The sequence below is a fragment of the Alcaligenes sp. SORT26 genome, assembly GCF_017377875.1.
GTDB lineage: Bacteria > Pseudomonadota > Gammaproteobacteria > Burkholderiales > Burkholderiaceae_B > Alcaligenes > Alcaligenes parafaecalis.
This window is the reverse complement of record NZ_CP070975.1, coordinates 373258-397089: the sequence shown is the minus strand read 5'-3', so window position 1 is coordinate 397089 and position 23832 is coordinate 373258. Positions and strand designations below refer to the sequence as shown.

Here is a 23832-nt window from a genome sequence, read left to right as displayed (position 1 = left end):
AGGTCGGCACAAAAAAACAGGTAAAAAATCAACCGGCCCGGAACGGGACGGTCAGGTTGATCTGGTAGAACTCTTCGCGTTGGGGCCGTTTTTTCGGGTCATCGGCCGCCACATCAACCTGGCTCAAACCCAGGCATTCCAAAGCTCCTTCAGACCAGAAGGAAAAGTGTTCATCCAGGGCATCGCTCAGGCGATCCAGCTCCTGACGGCCCTGACCCAAACGATCAAAGCACTCGATCAGAATCTCGCCGGATTTGCGGGTGTAGGGTTTCGCACCCATGCCCGACATTTCCGAATCGGTATTCTTGATCAGCAGACGGCACCAGACGCCCGTACCCGGCGGGGTAAAGGTCGCGTGGGCATTGGGGTACTCGATATGCTCCTGAGCGATCCCTGTCAATGCCGCCATCCGATCAATAATGGCTTTACTGATCTGTTCAAAGTTCATCTTGTGTAGTTCTCCTGAACGGTCCTGGCCATCTTCTCGATGGCGAATAGACGACTGTGCGTTGGCGCTACGACCGGGCAATAAAAAACCCCGCAGCAATTTCTTGCTCGGGGTTGTTTCGTTTGCATTGGACGCAACTTTGCACGCCCATTATTGCAATTGCGCTTGCAGATTCATAGCGGACCATGTTGCAGACTGCAACGCCAGGCGTAGAAGGCAGAGGTTTCGCCCTCTTTGATCTTGTCCACCTGGCCTGAATCCTGCAGTTGCACCAGCACGCGCTTGACGCCTTCGCGCATGGCGTTGCGTTGTGCGGTGGACAGCTCCATGCCTTTGCTGACATGTCGCACAATCTGGATCATGCGGAACTCTCGTCCCGGATAGGCCGCTAACAGGTCGATGACTTCGGCTGCATACTTCACCGCAAAATCTCCTTCTCAACTGTGATTCTGAAATCCATCAAATGGCGGCGGTAGTCCTCATCCCGAAGGACCGCGCCCGTAACCTTCTTGATCCACAAACGGGCTGTGACCTGGCGTTCGCTGGCGGTCAGATGGCCGTACTGGGCATTCTTGCGCGGGTACTCGGCCTGGATGACCATGGCCTGATAGTGCGGCAGGCGCTGGTACAAGGCATCCACTGCCAAGGCGTGGTCCTGGTGAATAGGTCGAAAATCTTCTTGCCAGGGAACGTAGCGTTCCATATTGCCCACGGTCTGCCCGGACCAGCACCAACGGGCCCAGTTCCAAAGCAGATCATCGCCACTCAAGCCCTGTTTTTTTTCTGTTTTGATTGTCATCGGTATTCCTCCTTCAATCCCGGTGGACAGTAATGCCGTGCATCCTGGTCAACAGGACACGCTTGATGCCTTGGAGCAGGCCTTCTGTATCGCGGCCTACCTCCACAATGCGATGGCCGCTGCTGTTGTCCGTGTAGGCAAAGTCCGCGATGTAGCAAATCCTGCAGGCAGGTATCAGGTGGCTGAAAAACCGTGGCACCACGCTCCAGGATGGCTGCTGCACCAACTGCCTGATCTGGCCGCGCTGCTGCAAATCCAGCAGCTCTTTGTAGCGGCGGGCAGGTGTTCCAGTGATAGCCCTAGGCACTTCTTGATGACGCTGTATTGTCAGATCCATAGCTCATTCACTCCTTGCCCAAGGCGGCTTTAGCCATCTTCAGAACCGCCAGGGAACGCTCTTCAGGACGCGCCAAAATCCGGTTCGCCCAGACTCGCGGGTCCTTGTTGTTGTCGCCGGCAATCACCTGGGCCAGATCTCGCACGCGCTGCTGCCCTTCCCGGCGCCCTTGCTCTCTGTCTTGCGGCGAAGCCAGGGCTAATCGGGGCGGCGGGATTTCTGGCCATTGGCCTTTGGCCAGTTGATCGCCCAGGACTTTGTGCCAGCGCTGTTCCAATTGCGTGTAAGCCAGATTCAACAAATCAAACTGCCCGATACTGACTGCCGCGTAATAAATTGCAGGGTGGGACCATTCCCCCATCTCTCCACGCGCCCTGGCCTGCATCCCACGCACTGCCTGAAAGAAAGCAGTTTCCAGCTCTAGTTGAGGGCGGCAAGCCCGCAGGAACTCCGGCAAGCTGGGGGGCCAGTCAAACATGCGACGGCAGTTCTTGATGCCTAGAGCTACATCGCCAGGCGAGACACCCTCTTCATCAAAGGCCTCGGCCCAGGCCTGTTTCCAGTCTTCAATGGCTTGCTTGTCTCGGAAGTTAGAGCGGAACTTGTTGGGATAAATACCGTTGAGCCGGTTGTACAAATGGTCCATCAGGCTGATACCTTCCAGCTTGGTATGACGCAGCAGCCAGGGATTAGAAAAATCAGATATCGATGACATCGTCGATCTCCTCGCGTTGCCGATGACGATTCACATAAGCCAAGGGATCAAAGCCCCTCGCAGGCCCAGGGCGAGAATCGCTGCGCCCTTCCAGCCAACTGGCTTTACCACCCCGCCAACCCCGCAACATGCACTCAGCCAGAAAGTTATCGACGCTGTAGCCCATGTCCAAGGCTCGATGTGCTTCAGCACCCAAGCGGTTCAAGGCGGTTTGGGTCAGTGGCGCTTTAATTTCCCGACGATGACGCAGATAGTCGGCGATCACTTCAGAGCTGGGCTCAGCAGGCCAGGCAGAGAACTCCAGGGCAGCCGTCTTGCGACGTGCAGTTGTTTTCTCTGTATCTGTTTCTTTATCTGCCTCTTTATCTGTCTCTATATCTAGCGCGTTACCTGGCCGTTTCGGTAACGTTACGGACGCGTTACTGTCCTCGTTACCGTCTTGCTCCTGCTTTTTTCGCGCTCTGAAGCGGGCTACCCGTTCCGCACTGCTATCGGATTTCATCTGGCGCTTGTCCCAACCCAGCGGCTGCAAGGTGTGCTGATCAATCAAGCCCACTTCGCTTAAACGACGCACCACATCGTCCAGGGTACGTAAATCCAGACCCAGCTTGACGGCCACCTTGCGCAGCATCAGCGTGTCCCCGCTATCGAGCACGCCTTGGCCTTTCAGACACAGCAAGGCCACGTAATGCCATCTGTCCTCAAAGGCCAGCAGACGCAACTTCTCGTCATCCACCATCTCGGTGTAGGCACGAAACCACGGCATATTGCTCATAGGCACGCTCCGTCATTACGTGATGTCTGATGCAGTAAGCCCCACTCCGACTCCTTGAACTGACGGCCCATCTGTGGGCACAGGCCAGCAGCCTGCGCCGTGTTTTCACTCTGTTTTTTCATGTCACCCCGCCTTCGATGCGGCGCGATCCGTGCCTCTCTGTGGAAATGGATCGCGCAGCAGGACCCCTGGCCCGGACAGGCCAATAGCATCCGATTAATAGGCAATGCCCCAAGGGCACAAGAACCGCGTCACCCCATGACGCGAGATGTCCGCCGGGCGCTATCTGACTAGCCCAGCGGCGACAAAGGTTTAGATATTTCTGGGTCTGTCTTTCGGTGCTGGGGCAGGCACCACCGGGTTCATGTAATGAAAGACCAACTGCCACACGCGTGGTATGACACCGGCCTTCTCCCATTGAGAGATGCGGCCTTTGCTCAAGCCAGTGATACGCAATACGGCTCGGCGTCCGCCCATTTCTTCGATGATGTGTTTAGCGTTCATGCATTGAGTATAGATAGTTCTAAACGTAAAGAAAAGAAATATCTAAACCAATGTTTAGTTTTTTCTTGTTTTAATGGCGGTATGGATATTTACTCGATTCGCCGCAGAAACCTGCAACGCCTGATAGAAGACCGCACACACGGCAATGCGGCTGACTTCGCGCGCTCGATTGGTCGTACACGGGCACAACTTGCCCAGTACCTGTCATCCACCTACAACGGCGGGCGCAGCATCGGCGAACGAGTCGCACGGGCAATCGAAAAAGAAGTGGGATTGGACGCGCACAGCCTGGATCAGCAAGGCTATGGCTTTGGTGGCAAGCCTGGTTTTGACGGCAATGTGCAAGAAGCCATGATGGGCGAGCGGCGTATCCCCCTGCTGAACTATGTGCAGGCTGGCGTATTTCGCGATCCAGGTCAGAACTTCACATTTGAAGAAGTGGAGTATCTGCTCACAGACCTGTGCCTGTCAGAACGCTCTTTTGCCTTGCAAATCAAGGGCGACTCCATGCTGCCGGACTTCAAGGAAGGCGACCGGATTATTGTGGATTGCGAGCTGACGCCCCGCCCCGGGGACTATGTGGTCGCCAAAAATAGCGAAGAAGAAGCCACCTTCAAAAAATATCGACTGTTGTGCATTGATGAAGGCGGGCAGGAAATCTTTGAGCTGGTGCCGCTGAACGAGGACTATCCTTCCATTCGCAGCGACCAGCATGCCATCGAAATTATTGGAACGATGGTGGAGCACCGGAAGTATTACCGGCGTTCGTAAAAGCTGGCAGCGCAGTCTGCCAAGCACGGCGCGACTCAGCGTTTTTTCATTTCCTGATCGACCCTCTCCATCCAGGCCTGATCACACGGCGCCGCTTGTGCTGGCGCCTGACCGTACAAGCGGATATGAACCACGTTGCACCACTCCTGCGAGCCGTAGTCAGGGCCATGCCCTTGCCCATCGGAAACAGCCAACTGGCGATCCACTTTTTCCAGCCACGCCTCACTGCCAACTTTCTCGGTTGGTGCCGTGTTTTGGCAAGCGGCCAGCAATAAAGTGGAAACAAGCACTACGATTCGCATGGCATCATCCAAAGTAAAATTCCTGTTATAGCAAACCACACAAGGCACCGATGAAATGGTTGTTCCCGTGCCTGATTGCTCCAGTCGGGCCTACTGCACCGGCACACGCGGCGGGCGGTATTGCGAAACAAGCACAGGCAGCAAACGCTCTCAACACAAATAAGTGCACAGCCCTGGAGGGTGGCTTAGCAATTGCCCTTTTTCGCCTGACCGGGTGGACAGTGGCGCTGCCCATATCCACCGTATCCATCCGGATCCACAATAACCGAGCCTCTGGGTGTATGAACCGCACAGGCAGAAAGAATGGCCGTCATCGTCAAAGCTAAAATAAGTGTTTTCATCATTATTCTCGGGGTTTTAGACGCGCTCATTGTGCTCCAAGGATAAACAACAAGGTGCTACCAATCGCGAGCACATATTGTCTGCTGTCTAAACGCCCCAAACTCGTGCTCTGCATGCCCCTTCGCTAGGCACAAACACGGACTTTATGTAATAATTGCGGACTTGTTGCCCCTCTAGCTCATGCTTGGTTAGAGCAGCGGACTCATAATCCGTTGGTGCCGTGTTCGACTCACGGGGGGGGCACCATCTTATTTCCTTTTCAAGCAACGGCTAACACCAATAATGACAAGGCCGAACTCGCTTGCACCCAGCCGCCTGGCCATCACGCCTCAATCAATCCCAAGCCCAGCTTGCCTGCTGTTCAAGCCAGTCACCCAGGCCTGAGAAACGCTGTTATTTATCAACAGGCAAGAGCGAAGAATGGTGGCTGACGATCAGCCAATCCTGGCCATTCCATTGATAGGTATACGTATAGCGCGCCGCGACGTCCTTCCCGCTGCTCCCCATATGAAAGGTATACAGCCCCGAGTCCACCGCCATATTACAACCCAGGGTGATCTGTCTTTCTGTAACCGTGCCCTGCGGCTGGGCTGTCAGAAAGTGGGCAAAGTAGTCTTCTTTTTCTGCCGCAGTAATGCGATTCACGCCTGACAGTGTTGGCAGCAGAATTGAGCGCTCTGCGTAATTCTTGACCACAACCTCGGGCTTGCCGGTTTGTAGTGACTTGTTCCAACGTGCAAACAAGGCGGCGACGCTTGCCTCGTCGATCGGTGCGCAACTTTGTGAGGCTTGAGCACCCAGGCTACGTTCCACCGAAGCATGTGTCGCACAGCCAGCCAGCGCCAGCGTCCCTAATAGCACCATGATTTTTTTGGTCATTTTCCCATCCTCCCTCTCGTTTTTGTGAGGTGGATAGTAGCATCGGTGCCTAATTATTAGCGTTTAACTCCAGGCGAGACTGTTACGCCTGTCAACGAAGCTGGAGCGCCTCAGGAACAAATCCAATCTTGGGGCTAAAAAAGCCTAAGCCCGCCCATCCCGCTCCCGATCGTCTTTTATCTATCTGTAAATGTATCAACAACAATTGTTAAAGATTGTTTTATATAGGAATCCTTCGTCGCCTAGTCATTAAAATCGCTTCTTTTTTATATAAGAAGAAGGGGAAGTTCATGACTTTTCGTATGGGTGCATTGGCCGCTATGCTGGCCGTCGCTGGCCTGACTGCAGGCTGCCAGACAATGGATGTGGGTGGCATGGTGGGTGCGGGCAGCAAGGCTGTTCAAGCTTTCAGTTTGTCCGATCAGGAAGTGGTTGCCCTGTCTGATCAGTCTTGCAAGCAAATGGATGCTGAAAACAAAGTAGCCAGCGCCAACAGCAAGTACAACAAGCGCCTGCAGCGCATCGTCAAGCCTTTGACAAAGCAGTTGAATGGTCAGACTCCCAACTTCAAGGTTTACCAGACTCAGGAAGTGAACGCCTGGGCAATGGCTAACGGTTGTATCCGTGTTTACGCCGGTCTGATGGACAAGATGACCGACGACGAGTTGCGCGGCGTGATCGGCCACGAAATGGGCCACGTTGAACTGGGCCACAGCAAGAAAGCCATGCAAACCGCCTACGGTTTATCCGCTGCTCGTGACGCTGCTGCCGCTACCGGCAACGGTGTGGTTGCTCAACTGAACTCCAGCCAATTGGGCGAGCTGTCCGAGGCTTTCCTGAATGCTCAGTTCTCGCAATCGCAAGAGTCCGATGCGGACGATTACTCCTTCGATCTGCTGACCGAACGCAAACTCAAGACCCAAGGTCTGGTTAGCGCCTTCGAGAAACTGGCTGCCCTGGACGGTGGCGAGAGCAGCGCGATGAGCTCGCACCCTGGCTCCAAAGAACGTGCCCAGCGTATGCAACAGCGTATCGACGCGGCCAAGTAAGCCGGTTCGACGCAGCTAAACGCCTGCACATGACCCGTCCGCGTTTGCGGGCGGGTTTTTTTATGCGGTGACCCGTTACTTTTCGTCGCGGGGGGCGTCATAATCCGACTCCTGCTTTCAGGTATGCTTGTGCCATTCTTCTGGTCTTGGCAGTTACGCTCTTGAAAAAGTCTTCCTCTTCAAAAACCTCCTGCCTTTGCGGCAATCCCCAAAAATATGAAGCTTGTTGCGGCCCCTGGCACCAAGGCCCGCTGTACTTGCAAGCGCCCGATGCGGCTACTTTGATGCGCTCGCGCTACAGCGCATTTGTACGCGACGATCTGGATTATCTGCTGGCCACCTGGCACAGCTCCACCCGCCCTCATTCGCTGGAACCCAATCCTGAAGGTTTACAGTGGCTGGGGCTGGAAGTACGTCGTCATGAACGTATTTCCGACACGGAAGCAACCGTGGAATTTGTGGCTCGCAACCGCTTGAATGGCCGGGCGAATCGTCTGCATGAAGTCAGCCGGTTTGTCTGTGAACAGGGCCAGTGGTTTTATGTGGATGGGAACTTTTCATGAGTCAGCCCCACCAACTGGGGCAAGCAGAACAGGTACACGGCTCTAGTCTGCCCATGACCTTGCTTCTGGAGGCCGATCCCAGCCCCCGCCTGATTGAAAGTTATAGAAACACTCCTCACGCCTGGCGCATTGCAGATCAAGAGCAAACCGTGGCGGCCGCTATTCTGCAGCCCAGAAACGCTCAGGACTGGGAGCTGATGAACATCGCCGTTCTGCCCTCGTATCAAGGTCATGGGCTCGGCGCGAGGCTGTTGGCCACCGTTATTGACTATGTACGCGAACAAGGCGGGCAGACCTTGTATGTCGCCACCGGCACGATTGGCTATCCGCTATTTTTCTATCAGCGCGCGGGCTTTCGGGTCGTGGCGGTAGAAGCAGACTACTTTCTGCACCACTACGACGAGGCCTTGTTTGAAGACGGTCTGCAGCACAAGGACCGCCTGATTCTGAGCCTTGCCCTGAACTAAAGGACGGCATGCTGCCCTCCCTTCCTTCTGGTTGATATGCTAAGCACTTTAAGCAATTTTGCAGAGCAAGCCACGGCGCTGATTAGCGCTAATCCTCAATGGGTCGCCCCGGCTGTGTTTGCCCTATGCATGATCGAGTCCTTGCCCTTTTTGGCGCTGATCATTCCGGGCACAGCCATTCTCTTGTCTGTCGGGGCGCTCGTCGGTGCCGGTGAAATGAGCTTGTTGCCTATCTGGCTGTCAGTCACACTGGGTGCCGGGCTGGGCAATGCCATCTCCTTTTACTTGGGCCAGCGCTATGGCGGAAATTTGTTCCATTTTGAGTGGGCCCGCAAACGCTTGCATCTGTATGCCAAGGCACAGGCTTTTTTCGCACGCTGGGGATGGTTTAGTATTGTGGCCTGCCGTTTTGTGGGCCCCTTGCGCTCGACGGTCCCCTTGATTGCGGGCACCTGCGCGATGTCCCCCATCAGCTTTCATATTTCTTCCTGGGCCTCGGCCGCCTTGTGGGCCAGCGTCCTGCTGCTACCCGGCTGGCTCAGTTTCCAACCCTGATTTTCAATGACTCCTGTAAGCCTCGCCTACCTGCATTTATTTATCGCGATTATCTTCGAGATCATCGCCACCAGCTTATTACAGCGCTCTGAACAGTTCACGCGGCTCATGCCTAGCGCATTCACGATTCTGTTTTATGCGGGTGCGTTTTATTTTCTGTCGCTTAGTCTGCGCGTCATGCCGGTTGGCATTGCCTACGCCATCTGGAGCGGCGTGGGTATTGTGCTGATTTCGCTGATTGGCTGGGTGGTCTTCAAGCAGAAACTGGATTTGGCCGCTATGATTGGCATCGCCTTTATTGTGGTGGGCGTGCTGATTGTGAATCTGTTTTCCAAAGCCGTCGGCCATTAGTCTGAGTAAAAAACATGATTGCCTTGATTCAACGGGTACGCCAGGCCCAGGTCGATATTGATAACAAAACAGTCGCCAAAATCGGGGCGGGTATGGCGGTACTGGTCTGTGCTGAACACGGCGATACCACCGAGCAAGCCATCCGTTTGCTGGACAAGCTCCTGGCCCTGCGTATCTTTTCTGATGAGCAAGGCAAGATGAATCTGAACCTGCTGCAAGCCGGTGGCCAACTGCTGCTGGTCAGCCAGTTCACCTTGGCGGCTGATACGCGCAAGGGTAATCGCCCGGGTTTTAGCCGCGCCGCGCCCCCTGCCATCAGCCAACCCTTGTTTGATGAGTTGGTTTCCCTGGCCCGCGCCCGCCTGCCTGATACACAATGCGGCGTGTTTGGTGCTGATATGCAGTTAAGTCTGACTAACGATGGCCCTGTGACAATTCCCTTGCATATTGCCCCGGATGCCGACCCAAGCTGACGATTGCCTTAAAGAAGCTCCGTCCCTATAATTGCGCAGGGTGTTTTGCTGGCATTGTGCAGCAAGGCAGGTTAATTACATACGCAAGGTCGGGCCGCCTTGTGGAGATTTGCCGACCATGTCCCACCCTTCCCCCGGTGCGCCTTTGCCACGCGCCCATGTTCTGACCCGCCAGCTACAAGCACAATTGCAGCGTCTTTTGCATATCGAAGCGCTGGGCGGTGTTGTCTTGCTACTGGCCGCCGCTCTGGCCCTGATCTGGGCCAACTCCTCCTTTGCCGATAGCTACTCCGCCTTGTGGCATACCCAGGTCACCCTGGAGCTAGGCACCTGGCGCTTCTCGCAAGATCTGCATTTTTGGGTCAACGATATTTTGATGACCCTGTTCTTTCTGGTCGTCGGGATGGAGATCCGTCGCGAGATCCATGATGGTGCCTTGTCAGACTGGCGTTCGGCCATGTTGCCCATCTGTGCGGCCTTATCTGCCATCACCCTGCCCGCCCTGATTTATGCGGCCCTGAACCCTGATCCACAAGTTCTTATGGGTTGGGCTATTCCTACCGCCACAGATATCGCCTTTGCGGTCGGGGTCCTGGCTTTGCTTGGCCGCTCTCTGCCCCCCAGCTTGCGGGTATTCTTGCTGGCGCTGGCCATCATTGATGACCTGGTCGCCATCCTGATCATTGCCTTCTTTTACTCGGGCGGCCTGGATTACAGCGCCTTTCTGATTGCCGGTGTAGGCATTGTGGCCGTTTTGGGTCTGCAAAAAATGGGCATAGGCTCAGCCTGGGCCTATGTAGTGCCGGGAGCCATTTTATGGTTCGGCCTGCTGAAAACAGGCGCTCACCCCACCCTGGCCGGTGTCGTACTGGGCATGATGAGCCCCGTACGCGCCCTGCCCTTGCCGCGCAAGGCACGCCACCTGAACCTGGAATTGGCAACCAAGCTGGAGAGCCAGCAAGACACCCAGGAAATCATGCACACCCTGCAGAAGATGCAATTAGCCCAACGTGAAATTCTGCCGCCGGTGCAACGTATCCCTGCCCTGCTGCACCCTTGGGTTGCCTTTGTCATCATGCCGGTCTTTGCACTGGCCAATGCCGGGGTCAGCCTGAATGGTTTGAATCTGGATGCCGCCGGTGCGCAAAGCGCCCTGTTTGGCGTTGCCATTGCCTTGATTGTGGGCAAGCCTCTTGGCGTCTTGCTGGGCACCTGGCTGCCAGTCCGTCTGGGCCTGTGCACACTGCCTGCAGGCATGGATTGGGCCGGTGTCACCCTGATTGGTTTGCTGGCCGGTATCGGCTTTACCATGTCCATCTTTGTGGCCAACCTGGCCTTTGCAGAACCTGTCTTGCTGGATGCGGCCAAACTGGGCGTGCTGTGCGGCTCTTTGGCCTCTGCGGTGCTGGGCTTGGCATGGGGTCTGATCGTACGTCGTCGTTATCAGCAATCTGCCAGCAAAGCAGCCTATAGCCAGGCATAAACCAGGCATAAACCAGTCAAAAGCCAGGCAAAAGCAGCCAGACAAAAAAACAGGCCCCAGCTAGCTGGGGCCTGACTTTTTATGGGCTGAAGACTTAATCAATCGTCAGCACGCGCTCATTCAAAACGCGACGGCAATCCATTTCGTACTCCAGATCCTTGACCGGAGGGCGAGCCAGGTGCCAGCCCAGACCGTGGCTAATCGCACCACGATTGGCCAACTCACTGGCCATAAAGGGATGCAGATTGTGCACTGTGTAGGCATGGGTGGCGGTGGTATCGGCCCACTCATGGCCCAGCACTTCCAGACGACGCTCCATTTCACCCAGCACCCATTGGGCTTTCTGGAGCAGACCTTCAGGCGACACGTCCTGATAAGCGACGATGCTCTCTATATAGTCACCGGGGGTTTCGGGCACTTCGCAGCTTCCCGCAATCACGAAGGTGGCTTCTTCAATATCGGTTTCAACCGTGTAGCTGAAGGCATAGAAGCTGGGCTCAGCAGGCGCGCCGACCAGGGGGGAAACATTGCTGCGCGCCACGGGATTATGCTTGCCTTTCAGCAGACCCCAATCTTCCAGCGTTTCCAGATACAGCTCGTTGAACTGGTTGAAGTCGCTATCGCTTACCGGTTCGGGCGAGCGCAATTCGCAGGCGCACAAGGCGGTCAGGGGGCGTTCCTCGGCTTCCAGCACGGCCTGAATCAGATCAAAACCTTCCTTCAGTGGCACAGGCGCAGAAAACACCACCCGGCAAATCTCGTAACCGGGCTGAGCAGCCACCCCGCCCGAAAAGCGGTTCACGCCGGTCGGAATGAAGCGGTAGTTGCCTTTGTCAAAATTAATCGCATTGCTCATGGTTGTTCCTGATCGTGTAGTGGGCCTTGGCCCGCCTGGGTCGAGTCGCCGTTATGCGGCAAAGCGGGCACTATAGCACCCTCTGAACCGTCTCAAGGTCGATGCAAGGGTGGCAAGCCTCACCTTAACAGCACAAATCATTTTTTTGCGCATCATTGCAATCGCTTTGACTTCCAGCGCAGACCTCCCTACGATGGCGATATTCTTCATCATGCTGATTTTCAGCCTGGTATTGCACTGAGCGGTTCTATGGGTAAATCATGGATCGATCCACAGACATACTTAGACCACAGCATCAGCAATTTCCCAGACAAAATGCAGCGGCCTGGCGTTTCCTGCGCCCGGCCTGGGAAGCACGTATCCGCAAAGAACGCTATCCTAGCGAGTTTCGTGCGAACTGAGCCGATTCGCTTTACGGTCTGTTGGCCCGGTGCCAACCTCCTGAATTCAAGACCCTGTACCTGCACGCCCACTGGAGTATTGCATGTCCACGCATCCATCAACTGAGCTACTTGGCCCCCAAACCCCGATTGCCGATATTGTTCTGGCCCTGAATCAGCTGGAGCAACGCCCCGCGCTGCTCGCTGCTCAGGAACTAGATAATGAACGTCTTCAGGCTTTGCTGGAAGTACCGGAACTGCGTTGGGCCAGTGCGCTTTTGACGGAGCTGACACGTCCCGAGCGCCTGCCAGTGCTGGAGCAACTGGCCGAAGACCGCATGGCCGACTTGCTGCAAGACCTGGACCACGAGGATCAGGAGCAAATCCTGGGCCGCCTGTCCCAGCCTACCCGTACCTCCATCATGCGACTGATGCACTACCCGGCCGATACGGCGGGCGGCATCATGACCACCGAATTTCTGCAAGTACCCATGAGCTGGAACGTGGCCCAGACCTTGCAGCATATCCGCGAAGTGGAAAGCACCCGCGAGACGGTCTACGCCATTTATGTGGTCAACGACAAACAGCAACTGGAATTCGTGGTGCCCTTGCGCAAGCTGGTCTGCGCCGACCCGCAAGCAGCCTTGACGGAGCTGTGGAGTGGGGACAGCCCCATTGCCGTCCAGGCCCTGACCGATAAGGAAGCAGTGGCCCAACTGATTCGCCGTCACGACTTTCTGGCCATCCCGGTGGTGGACGAGTCCAATGCCATCATCGGCATTGTGACCGTGGACGACGTGATCGACGCCTTGATGGACGAGGCCGCCGAGGACATGAACCGCTTCGGGGGTGCCGAACACATTGGCAAACCCTATTTGCAAGCGGGCTTTAGCACCATGATCCGCAAACGCGGTGGCTGGCTGGCGATTCTGTTCCTGGGTGAAATGCTCACCGCCAGCGCCATGCAGTACTACGAGATGCAGTTGGAGAAGGCCGTAGTCCTGGCCATGTTCATTCCGCTGATCATGAGCTCGGGCGGCAACTCCGGCTCGCAGGCCACTTCCCTGCTAATTCGCGGCCTGGCCCTGGGCGAAGTCCGGGTGGGCGACTGGTGGCGTGTCCTCTTACGCGAACTGCCGGTGGGCTTGGTGCTAGGCACGATGCTGGGGGCGATTGGCTTTGTCCGCATTGAAATCTGGCAACACCTGGGGCTTTACGACTATGGCGAGCACTCTTTGCTGATTGCCTTCACCATCTGGCTGGCCTTGGTGGGCATTGTGACCTTTGGTTCCTGCATTGGCTCCATGCTGCCCTTTATCCTGCAACGCGTCGGCTTTGACCCGGCCAGTGCCTCGGCTCCCCTGGTTGCCACCCTGGTGGATGTGTTGGGTTTAGTCATTTATTTCTCGGTTGCCGCCATGTTGCTGACAGGAACTTTGCTTTAGCTATGAATTTTTTACTGAATCCATACAAAAACCTGCACAGTAGGAGACAAACTCGGTAACCTATCCGGATTTAACCGTTACATCCCTCCTATAGAGCAGAGGGAGCCTGACACATTTCGTCTAACTTGGCCCTGCGGGGTCGCTTCGGACATAAGCACCTATGCGGATACTCGACCAGTTCTTCATCAGTGCGGACCAGATGGCTCCCTTTTTGGTTGGCAGCTATAACACTGGTCTGGTCATCCTGTCGCTACTGGTTGCCATATTCTCGTCAGGGATGGCACTGCATACGGCCCATATCGCCCGTATGGCTGATTTGCGCATCCATCGCCAGATTGCCATCTGTACCGGTGCCATTGCGCTGGGCGGTGGTATCTGGACCATGCACTTTATTGGCATGCTGGCCTTTGATCTGTGTACCAGCGTCCATTACGACCCGGCCATTACCATGCTGTCTGTCCTGCCCAGCGTGGGGGCTTCCTGGGTGGCACTGCAAATTTTGTCGCAAGCCCGAGTCCAGCGCTCGCACCTGATCATGGGCGGTGTCCTGGTGGGTCTGGGCATAGGCACCATGCACTACAGCGGCATGGCCGCCATGCGCATGGCCCCGGTGCTGCGCTACGAACCCTTTACCTTCTTCTTGTCGATTGTGCTGGCCGTTGTGCTGGCCACCTTGGCGCTGTGGATCCGGTTCCGTCTGCACCGTACTCGTCTGACTTTGCTGCAGCGCGTGGTCATCAGCGGCATTGTGCTGGGTCTGGCCATCTCCGGCATGCACTACACCGGCATGGCCGCAGCCCGCTTCATGGGCCATACCACCCCGCCTGATGACATGATCATCTTCAACAGCACCTTTGCCTCTATGGTGCTGTCCACCTTCACCATTACAGTGACGGTGCTGGTGACCGCCGCCAATGGCCTGTTGCGCTATCGCCAGCTCTTTTTGAAGATGGAAGAAAGCGAATCGCACAACCGCGCCATTGTGGACACCGCGATTGACGGCATTATTACTATCAACAGCCACGGCACAATTCTGGACTTCAACCACTCTGCCGAACGTCTGTTTGGCTGGAAGGCAGGCGAAGTGCTGGGCCGCAATGTGAACATGCTGATGCCCGAGCCGGACCGTTCACGCCACGATGGCTATCTTTCCAATTACTTGCGCAGCAACGACCCCAAAATCATTGGTGTAGGCCGGGATGTGACGGGTTTGCGCAAAGATGGCAGCCTGATGCCCATGCGCCTGGCCGTCGGCAAGGTCCGCCAACCGGGCGATCCGCTGTTTGTCGGTTTTGTTACCGACATGAGCCGCTATATGGCCCTGACCGAATCCCTGCGTCAAAGCGCCGAGAAAGCCGAGCAGGCCGCCCAGGCCAAGAGCGCTTTCCTGGCTAATATGAGCCATGAAATCCGCACGCCCCTGAATGCAATTATCGGTTTTAGCGACTTGATGCTGAATGATCAGCTCAATGCACAGCAAAACAAGCATCTGGCCATCATCAATCAATCCGCCCGCTCCTTGCTGAGCCTGCTGAACGATATTCTGGACACGACCAAGTTGGAGCGTGGTTCCGTGGAGCTGGAACAAGTCGATTTTTCCCTGATCGAATTATGCAAGCAGGTTGTTGCCTCACTGCGCCTGGCGGCAGATGCTAAAAACCTGGAGTTTCACCTGAACTGTGCGCCCGAGCTGCATCGCTTTTACCGGGGTGATCCGCTGCGTATCCAGCAGGTGCTGAACAATCTGATCGGCAATGCCATCAAGTTCACCCAAAGCGGCTCGGTACGAGTGGACGTCAACCCCGAACCCGGCCGCAATGCCGTGTCCATCCGCGTCACAGATACCGGCATCGGCATGACACCCGAGCAATTGCGCCATGTCTTTACCCCTTTTACCCAGGCCGATGTGTCCATTAGCCGCCGCTTTGGCGGAACGGGTTTGGGCGTGTCCATTGCCCGCCAATTGGTGGACTTGATGGGCGGCACACTGGAAGTACGAAGTACCTTGGGCACCGGCAGTATTTTTGAAGTCCGCATCCCGCTGGAGCCCGGCAACGAGCCCACCCTGAACCCGGACGACCATCATTTGCCCCAACTGCCCCCGTTGCGGATTCTGGTCGCAGATGACGTTAGCCTGAACCAGGAACTCCTGACCCTGGCTCTGGAACAGCACGGGCACTCTGTCATAGCAGTGGACAATGGTCACAAGGTACTGGAACTGCTCGGTACGGAAGATTTTGATGTGGCCTTGCTGGACGTGCACATGCCCGACATGGATGGGCTGGAGACCGCCCGGCGCTGGCGCGAACAAGAGCGCCGCGAAGCACGCCTGCCCCTGCCTCTGATTGCCCTGACCGCCAGCGTCATGGAATCCGACCGCCGTGCGGCCCAGGAGGCCGGAATGAATGGTTTTGCCACCAAGCCCCTGGACCTGCCTTATCTACTGCAGGAAATAGCACTGGTCATGGGGCTGGACCCCACAAACCGTGGCGAAGAGAGCGTGCCCCCTCAGGAAAGCAGCCTGATCAACTGGGATATGGGCTTGAGTCTTTGGGGTTCACAAGTTCGCTTGCGCCGGGCCATTCTGAGCTTCCTGTCGGACCTGCATACGCGTTATCCGCTGGACGAAGTCAAGCAAGACAATCCGAACTGGGAAGTTGTGCTGGGTAGCCTGCATGGTATTCGCGGCACAGCGGGCAACCTGGGCTTGCCGCAAGTCTCGGCGCTGAGCGGCGAACTGGAAGAAAAAATTCGCCACGGCCAAACCCGCAAAATGCGCGACCGCATTGAACAGTTGCAAGAGATGTTCAACCGCATCGCCCACGAATTAAGCCATAACGGCTCGCCCACACTCTATTCAGACCCACAGAATGTCGTGGAGCATACCCCCGACGTTGCCCTGAATTATCTCCACATCCTGCACAACAGCGTGCTGCTCAATGAACTTGATGAGCCCGCCTTGCAGGTGGTCTGCCAGTATCTGGAAAGCACAGGGCAAATCGACACCCTGAATGATCTTAATAAAACCATCGATGTATTCGACTTTGTTCAAGCCAGCCTGATCTTGTCAAAGCTGATCAAAGACCTGAATACCAGCTTGGCCAAGGATCCGCCACGCCATGAATGAATTTACGTCACCACGCTCTACCCTATTGCTCATCGATGACGAGCCTGCCAATCTCCAGATTCTGCGCCATACGCTGCAACAGGATTTTCGGCTGCTCTTTGCCAAGGATGGCGTCAAGGCACTGGAGCTGGCACTGCGGGATCTGCCCGACCTGATCCTGCTGGACATCATGATGCCGCAAATGTCGGGCTACGAAGTCTGTCGGGCCTTGAAGGCCGACCCCAAAACCCGCCACATCCCCATTGTTTTTGTGACGGCGCTCTCGCAGCCTCACGATGAGCAGATGGGGCTGGACATGGGGGCGGTGGACTACATTTCCAAACCCTTTAATCCGGCGATTCTAAAGGCCCGGATACGCAACCACCTGTCCCTGGTGCAAATGCAGGAACTGCGCGACAGCCGCCTGCAAATTATCCGCTGCCTGGGCACCGCGGCCGAATACAAGGACAACGAGGTTGGCCGCCACGTTATCCGCATGAGCCACTACACCCGCATTCTGGCCCACTGGCTGGGCTACTCCAGCGAAGCGGCGGACGATCTGCTGCACGCGGCCCCCATGCACGATATAGGCAAGATCGGCATCCCCGACTCCATCCTGCAAAAGCCCGGCAAGCTCACGCCCGAGGAATGGGAGATCATGCGCACGCACACCCTGATTGGAGCCCGCATTATTGGCCAGCACTCACATGGTTTGCTGAAGCTGGCACGCACGATTGCCCTGTATCACCACGAAAAGTGGGACGGTAGCGGCTACCCCTATGGTTTGAAAGGCGAAGAGATTCCCCTGCCCGCCCGCATTGTGGCCGTTGCCGATGTGTTCGATGCCCTGGCCAGTGACCGGCCCTATAAAAAGGCCTGGAGTGTGGAGCGTTGCATCAGCTATCTACGCGAGCAATCCGGCCAGCACTTTGATCCGCAACTGGTGGCCTTGCTGGATAAATGCCTGCCTGAAATGCTGCATATCAAAGAAAAATGGGCCGATGATCCAACGCTGATGACGATTTGAGGCGGCGCACAGCACAGCAAGAAAACAAAAGCGAAGAAGCAAAAGCAGAAACAATCAAAAAAAACAGAGACTGAGACAGCTACAAAAATAGAGACAGAGACAAAAGAAAGGCCCCGCCAATCCAACAAGATTGAGGCCCTTCAAACCCAGCTACATAGATCAATCCAATACAAGCCACAACGAGGCTGAAGCAGGCTGGAACTCCTCGTTCCTAAGTCTTGCGGGCTTGTCTTACAATATTAGCTTTGCCACTTACCCCCGCTCCTACATGGCCGCTTTGCGTATTCGCCAAGTCCGACTTCATAAAAAACTGTCTCTGCGCAAGCTTGCCGAGCTGGCTGAAGTCTCCCCGGGTTTGATCAGCCAGGTTGAACGTGGTCTGACCCAGCCCAGTCTTGACACCCTGCGCCAAATTGCACGTGCGCTGGATACGCCTTTGTTTTCCTTGCTGGATGACAATGTGGAGCAAGTGGCCGTCGTGCGCCAGAACGAACGCATGAGTATCCAGTCCGCCTCGGGCGTACAGTATCAGCGCGTCTCACCAGGCTTTGGCAGTATTGAAATGCTGGCGGGCTTTTTGCCGCCGGGAGGAAGTTCGGTGGGGCAGCGTTGGAGCCACCCGGCCGAAGAATGTGTGCTGGTCACAGAAGGCCAGCTACTGGTGGATGTGGGGGATGATCAGCACTGTCTGCAAACGGGCGATAGCTGTTATTTCAACTCCAGCCTGCCCCATGCTTATCGCAATCCTTACGATCAGGATGTGCGCTTTATCGTAGCGATCACCCCACCCAGCTATTAAGCACTGCTGTTATTTACGCCGCGCTGTGCAACTGGGCCTGAATCAGATCCAGCTCGGTTTCATGGCAGCGTTGCAAACGTAGCCAACGGTTTTCATCCATATCCACACCGCGTGTCGCCAGCATGATCAAGATGCAGGCATTCTGATCCAGTGGCTGCACCATGGCGCTGATGCGCGGCGTGCGCTGCGTAGCACTGCCGACCCAATAGCGAATCAGCCCTTGCTCAGCCAGAATTTCTACGCTGACGTGGGTTTGACCGCCATCAAACAAAGAAGTCCCCACCACCAGGCCGGGCTCCACGGTTTGCGTATCAAAGCAGCCCAGGGACCAGCGTCCCAAGGCATCCAGGTCCGCCATATAGTCCATCACGACCTTGGCAGGTCGTTCGATACGACGGCTGGCCTGATGGGCCCAGGTTTGGCTATCCATACTCGCTACTCCTTACCAGGCGGCTTGCAAGGTGTCACACAGGCGCAGTACATCTTGCTCGCTGCTCACATTGCCAGGGGACAGACGCAAGACGCCATCACGCTGGTCGCAGTACAGTTCCTGCTCACGCAACTGGTCCACAATGGCCTGGGCACGCTGGGCACTGCTGGCGCGCAACATGATGCTGCCGCCGCGCTCCTTATCCGCCAGCGGTGTCAGTACCGGCCAGTTTGCCTTGGCAGCCCGATCCAGCAAGACGGCCGTCAAGGCCCGGTTTTGTTCCAGCAGTTTTTCCACGCCGGTTTCCAACACGAATCGCATGCCGGGCAAGGAGGCAATGCTGCCCAGAATAGCGGGTGTGCCATGATCAAAGCGGCGCGCGCCATCGGCATAGCTGAACTGGTCCAGATTCCAGTTAAACGGGTTTTCCTGGCTGAACCAGCCCCGGAACTCAGGCTCGCACTGCTCGATCAAATCCGCGCGTACGTGCAGCAAGCTGGCTCCCGACACCCCGCAGGCCCACTTCAAGGAAGCCGACAAGGTAAAGGCCACGCCCTCATGCACAGTAAACGGAACCAGACCGGCGGCTTGCGTCAAATCCAAAGCCATCAGGCTGCCATGTTCGCGAGCACATTGGGCCATACGGTCGACATCAACCCGGTGCGAGGAGGTCGAGCTGACCCAGGTCACCAAGGCCACGCCCACGCTGTCATCCCAGGCATTGATGAAATCATCGTCCGTCACATAGGACAGGCCAGCGCTCAAAGGAACCGTACGCAAGGTAAAGCCCAGGCGCACGGCCAGCTTCTGCAGCAGGAAATGCAGGCTGGGGAAGCAATCCGCCGCCACCAGCAAGGTACGCCCTTTCAGCACATGCGATGGCAAGGAGCCCAGAATGCTGTACAGCCCGCCAGTGACGTTTTCGCTTAGGGCGATATCTTTGGAGTCAGCGCCAATCAAACTGGCCCAGGCATCCATGAACGCCTGTTTCTGGCCTAGTGCGTAACCCCATTGGCCATCATCCTGTGCCGACCAGACTTGGCTGAACTGATCCAGCTCAGCCCGCATCGCGGCCTCTTTGCCCTCGAACATGCCAATGGAGTGATAAAGAAAATATCCGGACATCATTAACTTCCTTGAAAATCAATCGGCCAACTGACGGCCAGAGGTTTCCTGCACCGTGCTCAGGGCCACAATCCCTACCAAGGCGGCGGCCATCACATAGAAAGCGGGCGCCATGCTGGACCCGGTCAGGCCCGTCAACCAAGACGCGACGAAGGGGGCTGTGGCTCCACCCAGAATGGTGGCAAGGTTAAAACCCAGCGACACGCCGCTATAACGCACGCGTGTGGGGAACAATTCGGCATACAAGGGGTAGCCCACGGCCTGCACCACAATAAAGGGCAGAATCGACACAGCCACGGCAATCACTGCCAGCGGGAAACTGCCCCAGGAGGCGACCCACATGGTCAGCGGCACCAGCACCAGATAGCCCAGCAAGCCAATGGTCAACAAGGGTTTACGGCCAAAACGGTCGGACAGGCCACCAGCAAAGGGCATCACAAAGGCCGAGCACAAGGTCACCAGGGAAATCAGCCAGAACACGGCTGTACCGTCGTACTTCAGGGTGTGAATCAAATGGGTGCTCAGATAGACCACGCCCACATAGCCTGCCGCATTCTGGGCAAAACCAATGGCAATCACCTGCAAGAGAGGGCGACGGTAATCGCGCACAATCAAGGACAAGGGCGAATGCTCGGGGCGGTGGCTCTTGAGCATTTCTTTAAAGCGCGGCGAATCCTCAATGCGCGAACGAGCCCAGACGCACAGAATAATCAAAGGAATAGAGAGCAAAAAGGGAATGCGCCAACCCCAATCCACCATGGCTTCCTTGCCCACCAGCGTCGTCACCAAACCGGCAACACCGGTTGCCAAAGACAAGCCCAAAGTTGCCGCCGCCGGGTTGAAGGCGCCAAAGAATCCGCGCTTGTTGGGGGGCGAACACTCCGCCACATAGGTGGCCGCACCGGTAATTTCGCCACCAGCAAAGAAGCCCTGCAACAAACGGCACAGCAACAATAAGGCAGGAGCAGCCAGGCCCAGGGTCGCGTAAGTGGGCAACATGCCCATCAAGGCGCTGGCAACACCGATACCCACGATGGTGAACATCAAGGCAGCAGTACGGCCATGCTTGTCCCCGAACCAGCCAAAGAAGATTCCGCCTAATGGCCGAGCCAGAAAAGCACCGCCAAATACGGCCAGCGTAGACAACAAGGCCGCGTTCTCATTGCCTGTCTGGAAAAACAACAGGCTTAGCGTAACGGCCAAGACGCCGTATAGCTGGAAGTCGTAATACTCAATCATGGTGCCCAGGCCAGCAGCGCTGGCGGCACGCCACGGCGATACGGGGGCCCCGCCCTGAGGGGACTGTTTCTTGCTCATGTCTCATCCATCCTGATGCGCATAGCGCGCCTTTATGTTTAGTGTGGCTAAACAAATTATACGGATGAATATTTCAGCTTTCAATCACAGGGAAATCCCTAGAGATCGGGCTCTTCAGCCCTGTCCTTATCGATCGCCTCATGAACCCAGCGTTGGGCAGGATGCAGGCTAATGCCTTGCTGACGTAGACGGCGCAAGATTTCCAGCATCAGGTTGCTGCGCACTCGGCGCTGGACTCGCATGGTGTTGATGAAACAACGGGTGCTGAACGCCACCCCATCCCCAAAAATTCCGTCGCAAGACAAGATAGGGGCTGGCTCGTCCAGAATTTCCGGCTCGGACAGCACGGCTTCACGCAAAATCTGCATGACTGCATCCGCGTCCACATCCAGCGGGAACAGCAAGCGGGACTCAATCGCGCCCAGGGACGTTGGGGTGTAGGTCAGGTTGCGCACCTGCCGCCCCATCATCTGGGAGTTGGGGACCATCACCATGGTGCGATCAAAACGCTCCACATAGGTGGCCCGCAAGCGGATCTGGCGCACATTGCCTTCGCTGCCCTCCACTTCCACCCAGTCCCCCACTTTGACGGGACGCTCCACCATCAGCATCAGGCCAGAGGCGATATTCTGCACAATGCCCCGCAAGCCAAAACCCAAACCTACCGTCAACGCCGTGAAAATCCAGGTCACCGACTCAATCGGCACACCCAGCATGGACAGGCAAATCACCAGCAACACAAAGTAGGCAACATAGCCCACCATGCCCACAATCGCATTTTGCAAACCGGGTTCCAGCGTGGTGTTGGGCATGTAATGCTGACGCAGCCAGGCACGCAAAAAGTGGATCAGCACCGCACCCACCAGCAACACGCCCAAGGCAATCAACCACAGGTCCATGCGCCACTGCACCGCCCCCAGACGCAAGGCTTCACGCGATACATCCAGCCCCGACTCCAGCAACTGTTTGGGCTCGCTTAATAAGTCCGAGCTGACCATCCAAATGGCCAGACCCAGCACCGCCATGCGAGCGATGGCAAAGAAGACCACAATGAACTGGCTCTGCACACGGATGGGCGTGGCTTCGGGATCACGGCTGCGATTGTGCAAATACGCCAGCAAAGAGTCCGAGATATCCTGCAGCCAGACCATGCACACATAAGCGATCAGGCCAAACACCAAGGGCATCGTGATGAAGTAGGACATCAAATCATCAGACAGACGCTGCCAGCCCGCGATGAATAAGCCCAGCACCAGAACATAAACGACGACAGCCCCTTTAAAGGCTAGACGCGCCCAACTACGTCCTGTTTTTGCCCCCTGCCCCGATGCCTCGGTCCTGCCAAACAGCTCATCACGCACAATCCACAAGCCATAGCCGTACACAAGCAAATACAGCAGGCTGCTCACGCTATCAATCAAGTACTGAAAAGCATCCGATACCGCGATAGAGCCACTGAAAAAATTGTCTGCGACGTCCGCATACGCCACCAGGAAGAAGGCACAGGCAAAATACCCCAAGCGCTTGTGGGTCTGGTCAGAGATGGGAATCAAACGCCAGGACGCGCGAGGCTGCATCACAATGCCTGTAATGCAGGCTATCGCCAAGCCGGCAGCCCAGGCGGCTACCTTGAAGTGAACCAACAGTTCAAACTGCAAGGCTTGCAGATCTGGCCGATCAAACACCAACTCGACCAGCAGATCGGCCAGGACCCAGCAAAGCAGAAACCACAGCAAGAAATTGGCAATCGTCAGGCTGGAGCGACGCAAGCGACCGGCAGGCAAATAACGACTGACCCACACCGGCATGGCGCGAAACAAGACAAGCGTCACAATCAATACCGCAGCCGCCATCCACAATGAGGCATCGCTTTGCTGCCAGCTACTGTTCTGCCAGGTTTGACGCCACTGCTGGGCAAAGTCCGACAGCGTTTGCCGGTCTTCAGGCCAAGCCTCAGCCAACTCCGGCAGGCTCTCCAACAGGATCAGAGAAGAATTCCGTTGCCAGCGTTTGGCTTGATCGTAGCGTGCGGTGGCTTCCTTAAGGAGCTGGCGGGTCTGCTGTGCCTCCACCTGAACTAAACGGGCCACACGCAAATCGGCCCGCAAGGCGGCATCGGCTCGCCGCAGTTGCATGCGCTCGTTATGCAAAGTGAGCTGCTCGGCCTCGTCGCCCGCGTCCTCACCCAACTCTTGCAGACGTGCACGCAACAAGCGGCTGCGTCGCTCCAAAGACTGCACGACCCGGCCCGCCAGTTCCTGCGTTTGCTGGAGTTTTTGCTCTTGCTCGTAGCTGCGCTCGCGTCGTACCGCAACCTGATTGCCTTCCAGGCGATACTGCATCAGGCGGATCTCATCCTGAGCCTGCTGCAGCTCCCGCATCATGTGACGCTCTTGCTCTACCTCGGACAGCGCTTGCGCTTGCGCCTGCGCCCCCGTCCAGACCCCCATCAGGCCCAGACACAAGAGCAAGACCTGCACACCTAGTCGTAGCGGCTTCATAGCTTCTGTCTCCCTGGGCCCTGCCTATTGTTT

At 56.4% G+C, this 23832-nt stretch carries 26 protein-coding genes and 1 tRNA gene; 13 read left to right on the top strand and 14 right to left on the bottom strand.

Annotated elements, in window-relative coordinates; translation table 11 throughout:
• Positions 1–28 precede the first annotated feature (28 nt).
• The 7 genes from JYG33_RS01805 to JYG33_RS01775 form a co-directional block, all read right to left on the bottom strand.
• Positions 29–448 (bottom strand): phage tail terminator-like protein, encoded by a 420-nt coding sequence (locus tag JYG33_RS01805; protein WP_207873914.1) that lies wholly within the window; start codon positions 446–448, stop codon positions 29–31.
• A 173-nt stretch (positions 449–621) separates the two neighbouring features.
• Positions 622–870, bottom strand: coding sequence for a hypothetical protein (locus tag JYG33_RS01800; RefSeq protein WP_009459904.1), 249 nt, complete (start codon positions 868–870; stop codon positions 622–624).
• Positions 867–1247: a hypothetical protein gene (locus tag JYG33_RS01795; protein ID WP_207873913.1), complete on the bottom strand. Its 381-nt coding sequence runs from the start codon at positions 1245–1247 to the stop codon at positions 867–869. Before JYG33_RS01795 ends, JYG33_RS01800 begins: the two co-directional genes overlap by 4 nt.
• A 13-nt stretch (positions 1248–1260) precedes the next feature.
• The gene (locus JYG33_RS01790) at positions 1261–1584 is read right to left on the bottom strand and encodes a hypothetical protein (protein ID WP_207873912.1); all 324 of its coding nucleotides are present in this window, start codon (positions 1582–1584) and stop codon (positions 1261–1263) included.
• Positions 1585–1591: 7 nt separating this feature from the next.
• Complete coding sequence (locus tag JYG33_RS01785; RefSeq protein ID WP_207873911.1) at positions 1592–2299, bottom strand: replication protein P; 708 nt, start codon at positions 2297–2299, stop codon at positions 1592–1594.
• Positions 2283–3074, bottom strand: coding sequence for a hypothetical protein (locus JYG33_RS01780; RefSeq protein ID WP_207873910.1), 792 nt, complete (start codon positions 3072–3074; stop codon positions 2283–2285). Before JYG33_RS01780 ends, JYG33_RS01785 begins: the two co-directional genes overlap by 17 nt.
• Before the next feature lie 312 nt (positions 3075–3386).
• Positions 3387–3578: a hypothetical protein gene (locus JYG33_RS01775; RefSeq protein ID WP_207873909.1), complete on the bottom strand. Its 192-nt coding sequence runs from the start codon at positions 3576–3578 to the stop codon at positions 3387–3389.
• A gap of 81 nt (positions 3579–3659) precedes the next feature.
• Here JYG33_RS01775 and JYG33_RS01770 point away from each other — a divergent pair, with 81 nt between their 5' ends.
• The gene (locus JYG33_RS01770; RefSeq protein WP_207873908.1) at positions 3660–4349 is read left to right on the top strand and encodes a S24 family peptidase; all 690 of its coding nucleotides are present in this window, start codon (positions 3660–3662) and stop codon (positions 4347–4349) included.
• A 35-nt stretch (positions 4350–4384) separates the two neighbouring features.
• Here the strand turns inward: JYG33_RS01770 and JYG33_RS01765 are convergent, their stop codons facing one another.
• Positions 4385–4651, bottom strand: coding sequence for a hypothetical protein (locus JYG33_RS01765; RefSeq protein WP_207873907.1), 267 nt, complete (start codon positions 4649–4651; stop codon positions 4385–4387).
• Between the two features lie 509 nt (positions 4652–5160).
• On the opposite strand from JYG33_RS01765, the gene JYG33_RS01760 reads away from it, so the two are divergent.
• Positions 5161–5239: transfer RNA gene (locus tag JYG33_RS01760), tRNA-Ile, on the top strand.
• Between the two features lie 147 nt (positions 5240–5386).
• Here JYG33_RS01760 and JYG33_RS01755 read toward each other — a convergent pair.
• Positions 5387–5872 (bottom strand): DUF4440 domain-containing protein, encoded by a 486-nt coding sequence (locus tag JYG33_RS01755; RefSeq protein ID WP_207873906.1) that lies wholly within the window; start codon positions 5870–5872, stop codon positions 5387–5389.
• A gap of 290 nt (positions 5873–6162) precedes the next feature.
• Between JYG33_RS01755 and JYG33_RS01750 the strand changes: the two genes are divergently transcribed.
• From JYG33_RS01750 to nhaA, 7 genes are all read left to right on the top strand, one after another.
• Entirely contained in the window at positions 6163–6921 is a 759-nt protein-coding gene (locus tag JYG33_RS01750; protein ID WP_207873905.1) for a M48 family metallopeptidase, read from the top strand.
• A gap of 161 nt (positions 6922–7082) precedes the next feature.
• Positions 7083–7484, top strand: a complete 402-nt coding sequence (locus JYG33_RS01745) for a YchJ family metal-binding protein (RefSeq protein WP_207873904.1) — start codon at positions 7083–7085, stop codon at positions 7482–7484.
• Complete coding sequence (locus tag JYG33_RS01740; protein WP_207873903.1) at positions 7481–7951, top strand: GNAT family N-acetyltransferase; 471 nt, start codon at positions 7481–7483, stop codon at positions 7949–7951. Before JYG33_RS01745 ends, JYG33_RS01740 begins: the two co-directional genes overlap by 4 nt.
• A gap of 36 nt (positions 7952–7987) precedes the next feature.
• The gene (locus JYG33_RS01735; protein ID WP_207873902.1) at positions 7988–8506 is read left to right on the top strand and encodes a DedA family protein; all 519 of its coding nucleotides are present in this window, start codon (positions 7988–7990) and stop codon (positions 8504–8506) included.
• A 6-nt stretch (positions 8507–8512) separates the two neighbouring features.
• On the top strand, positions 8513–8857 hold the full coding sequence (locus JYG33_RS01730; protein WP_207873901.1) for an SMR family transporter: 345 nt from the start codon (positions 8513–8515) through the stop codon (positions 8855–8857).
• Between the two features lie 14 nt (positions 8858–8871).
• Positions 8872–9330: a D-aminoacyl-tRNA deacylase gene (dtd, locus tag JYG33_RS01725; protein WP_207873900.1), complete on the top strand. Its 459-nt coding sequence runs from the start codon at positions 8872–8874 to the stop codon at positions 9328–9330.
• A 118-nt stretch (positions 9331–9448) separates the two neighbouring features.
• Positions 9449–10813: a Na+/H+ antiporter NhaA gene (nhaA, locus tag JYG33_RS01720; protein ID WP_207873899.1), complete on the top strand. Its 1365-nt coding sequence runs from the start codon at positions 9449–9451 to the stop codon at positions 10811–10813.
• Positions 10814–10907: 94 nt separating this feature from the next.
• On the opposite strand, the gene JYG33_RS01715 is transcribed toward nhaA, so the two are convergent.
• A complete protein-coding gene (locus tag JYG33_RS01715) occupies positions 10908–11669 on the bottom strand; it encodes a hypothetical protein (RefSeq protein ID WP_207873898.1) in 762 nt (253 codons plus the stop codon).
• Positions 11670–12153: 484 nt separating this feature from the next.
• Here JYG33_RS01715 and mgtE point away from each other — a divergent pair, with 484 nt between their 5' ends.
• From mgtE to JYG33_RS01695, 4 genes are all read left to right on the top strand, one after another.
• A complete protein-coding gene (gene mgtE / locus JYG33_RS01710; RefSeq protein ID WP_207873897.1) occupies positions 12154–13494 on the top strand; it encodes a magnesium transporter in 1341 nt (446 codons plus the stop codon).
• Positions 13495–13654: 160 nt separating this feature from the next.
• Entirely contained in the window at positions 13655–16621 is a 2967-nt protein-coding gene (locus JYG33_RS01705; RefSeq protein WP_207873896.1) for an MHYT domain-containing protein, read from the top strand.
• Entirely contained in the window at positions 16614–17627 is a 1014-nt protein-coding gene (locus JYG33_RS01700; protein WP_207873895.1) for a two-component system response regulator, read from the top strand. Before JYG33_RS01705 ends, JYG33_RS01700 begins: the two co-directional genes overlap by 8 nt.
• Positions 17628–17853: 226 nt before the next feature.
• Positions 17854–18426, top strand: a complete 573-nt coding sequence (locus JYG33_RS01695) for an XRE family transcriptional regulator (protein WP_243430246.1) — start codon at positions 17854–17856, stop codon at positions 18424–18426.
• A 13-nt stretch (positions 18427–18439) separates the two neighbouring features.
• Here the strand turns inward: JYG33_RS01695 and JYG33_RS01690 are convergent, their stop codons facing one another.
• The 4 genes from JYG33_RS01690 to JYG33_RS01675 form a co-directional block, all read right to left on the bottom strand.
• Positions 18440–18856, bottom strand: a complete 417-nt coding sequence (locus tag JYG33_RS01690; protein ID WP_207873894.1) for a hypothetical protein — start codon at positions 18854–18856, stop codon at positions 18440–18442.
• A gap of 12 nt (positions 18857–18868) precedes the next feature.
• A complete protein-coding gene (locus tag JYG33_RS01685; protein WP_222668472.1) occupies positions 18869–19984 on the bottom strand; it encodes an aminotransferase class V-fold PLP-dependent enzyme in 1116 nt (371 codons plus the stop codon).
• Positions 19985–19999: 15 nt separating this feature from the next.
• Complete coding sequence (locus JYG33_RS01680; protein WP_207873893.1) at positions 20000–21298, bottom strand: MFS transporter; 1299 nt, start codon at positions 21296–21298, stop codon at positions 20000–20002.
• Between the two features lie 98 nt (positions 21299–21396).
• Positions 21397–23799 (bottom strand): mechanosensitive ion channel domain-containing protein, encoded by a 2403-nt coding sequence (locus JYG33_RS01675; RefSeq protein WP_207873892.1) that lies wholly within the window; start codon positions 23797–23799, stop codon positions 21397–21399.
• Between the last annotated feature and the right edge of the window lie 33 nt (positions 23800–23832).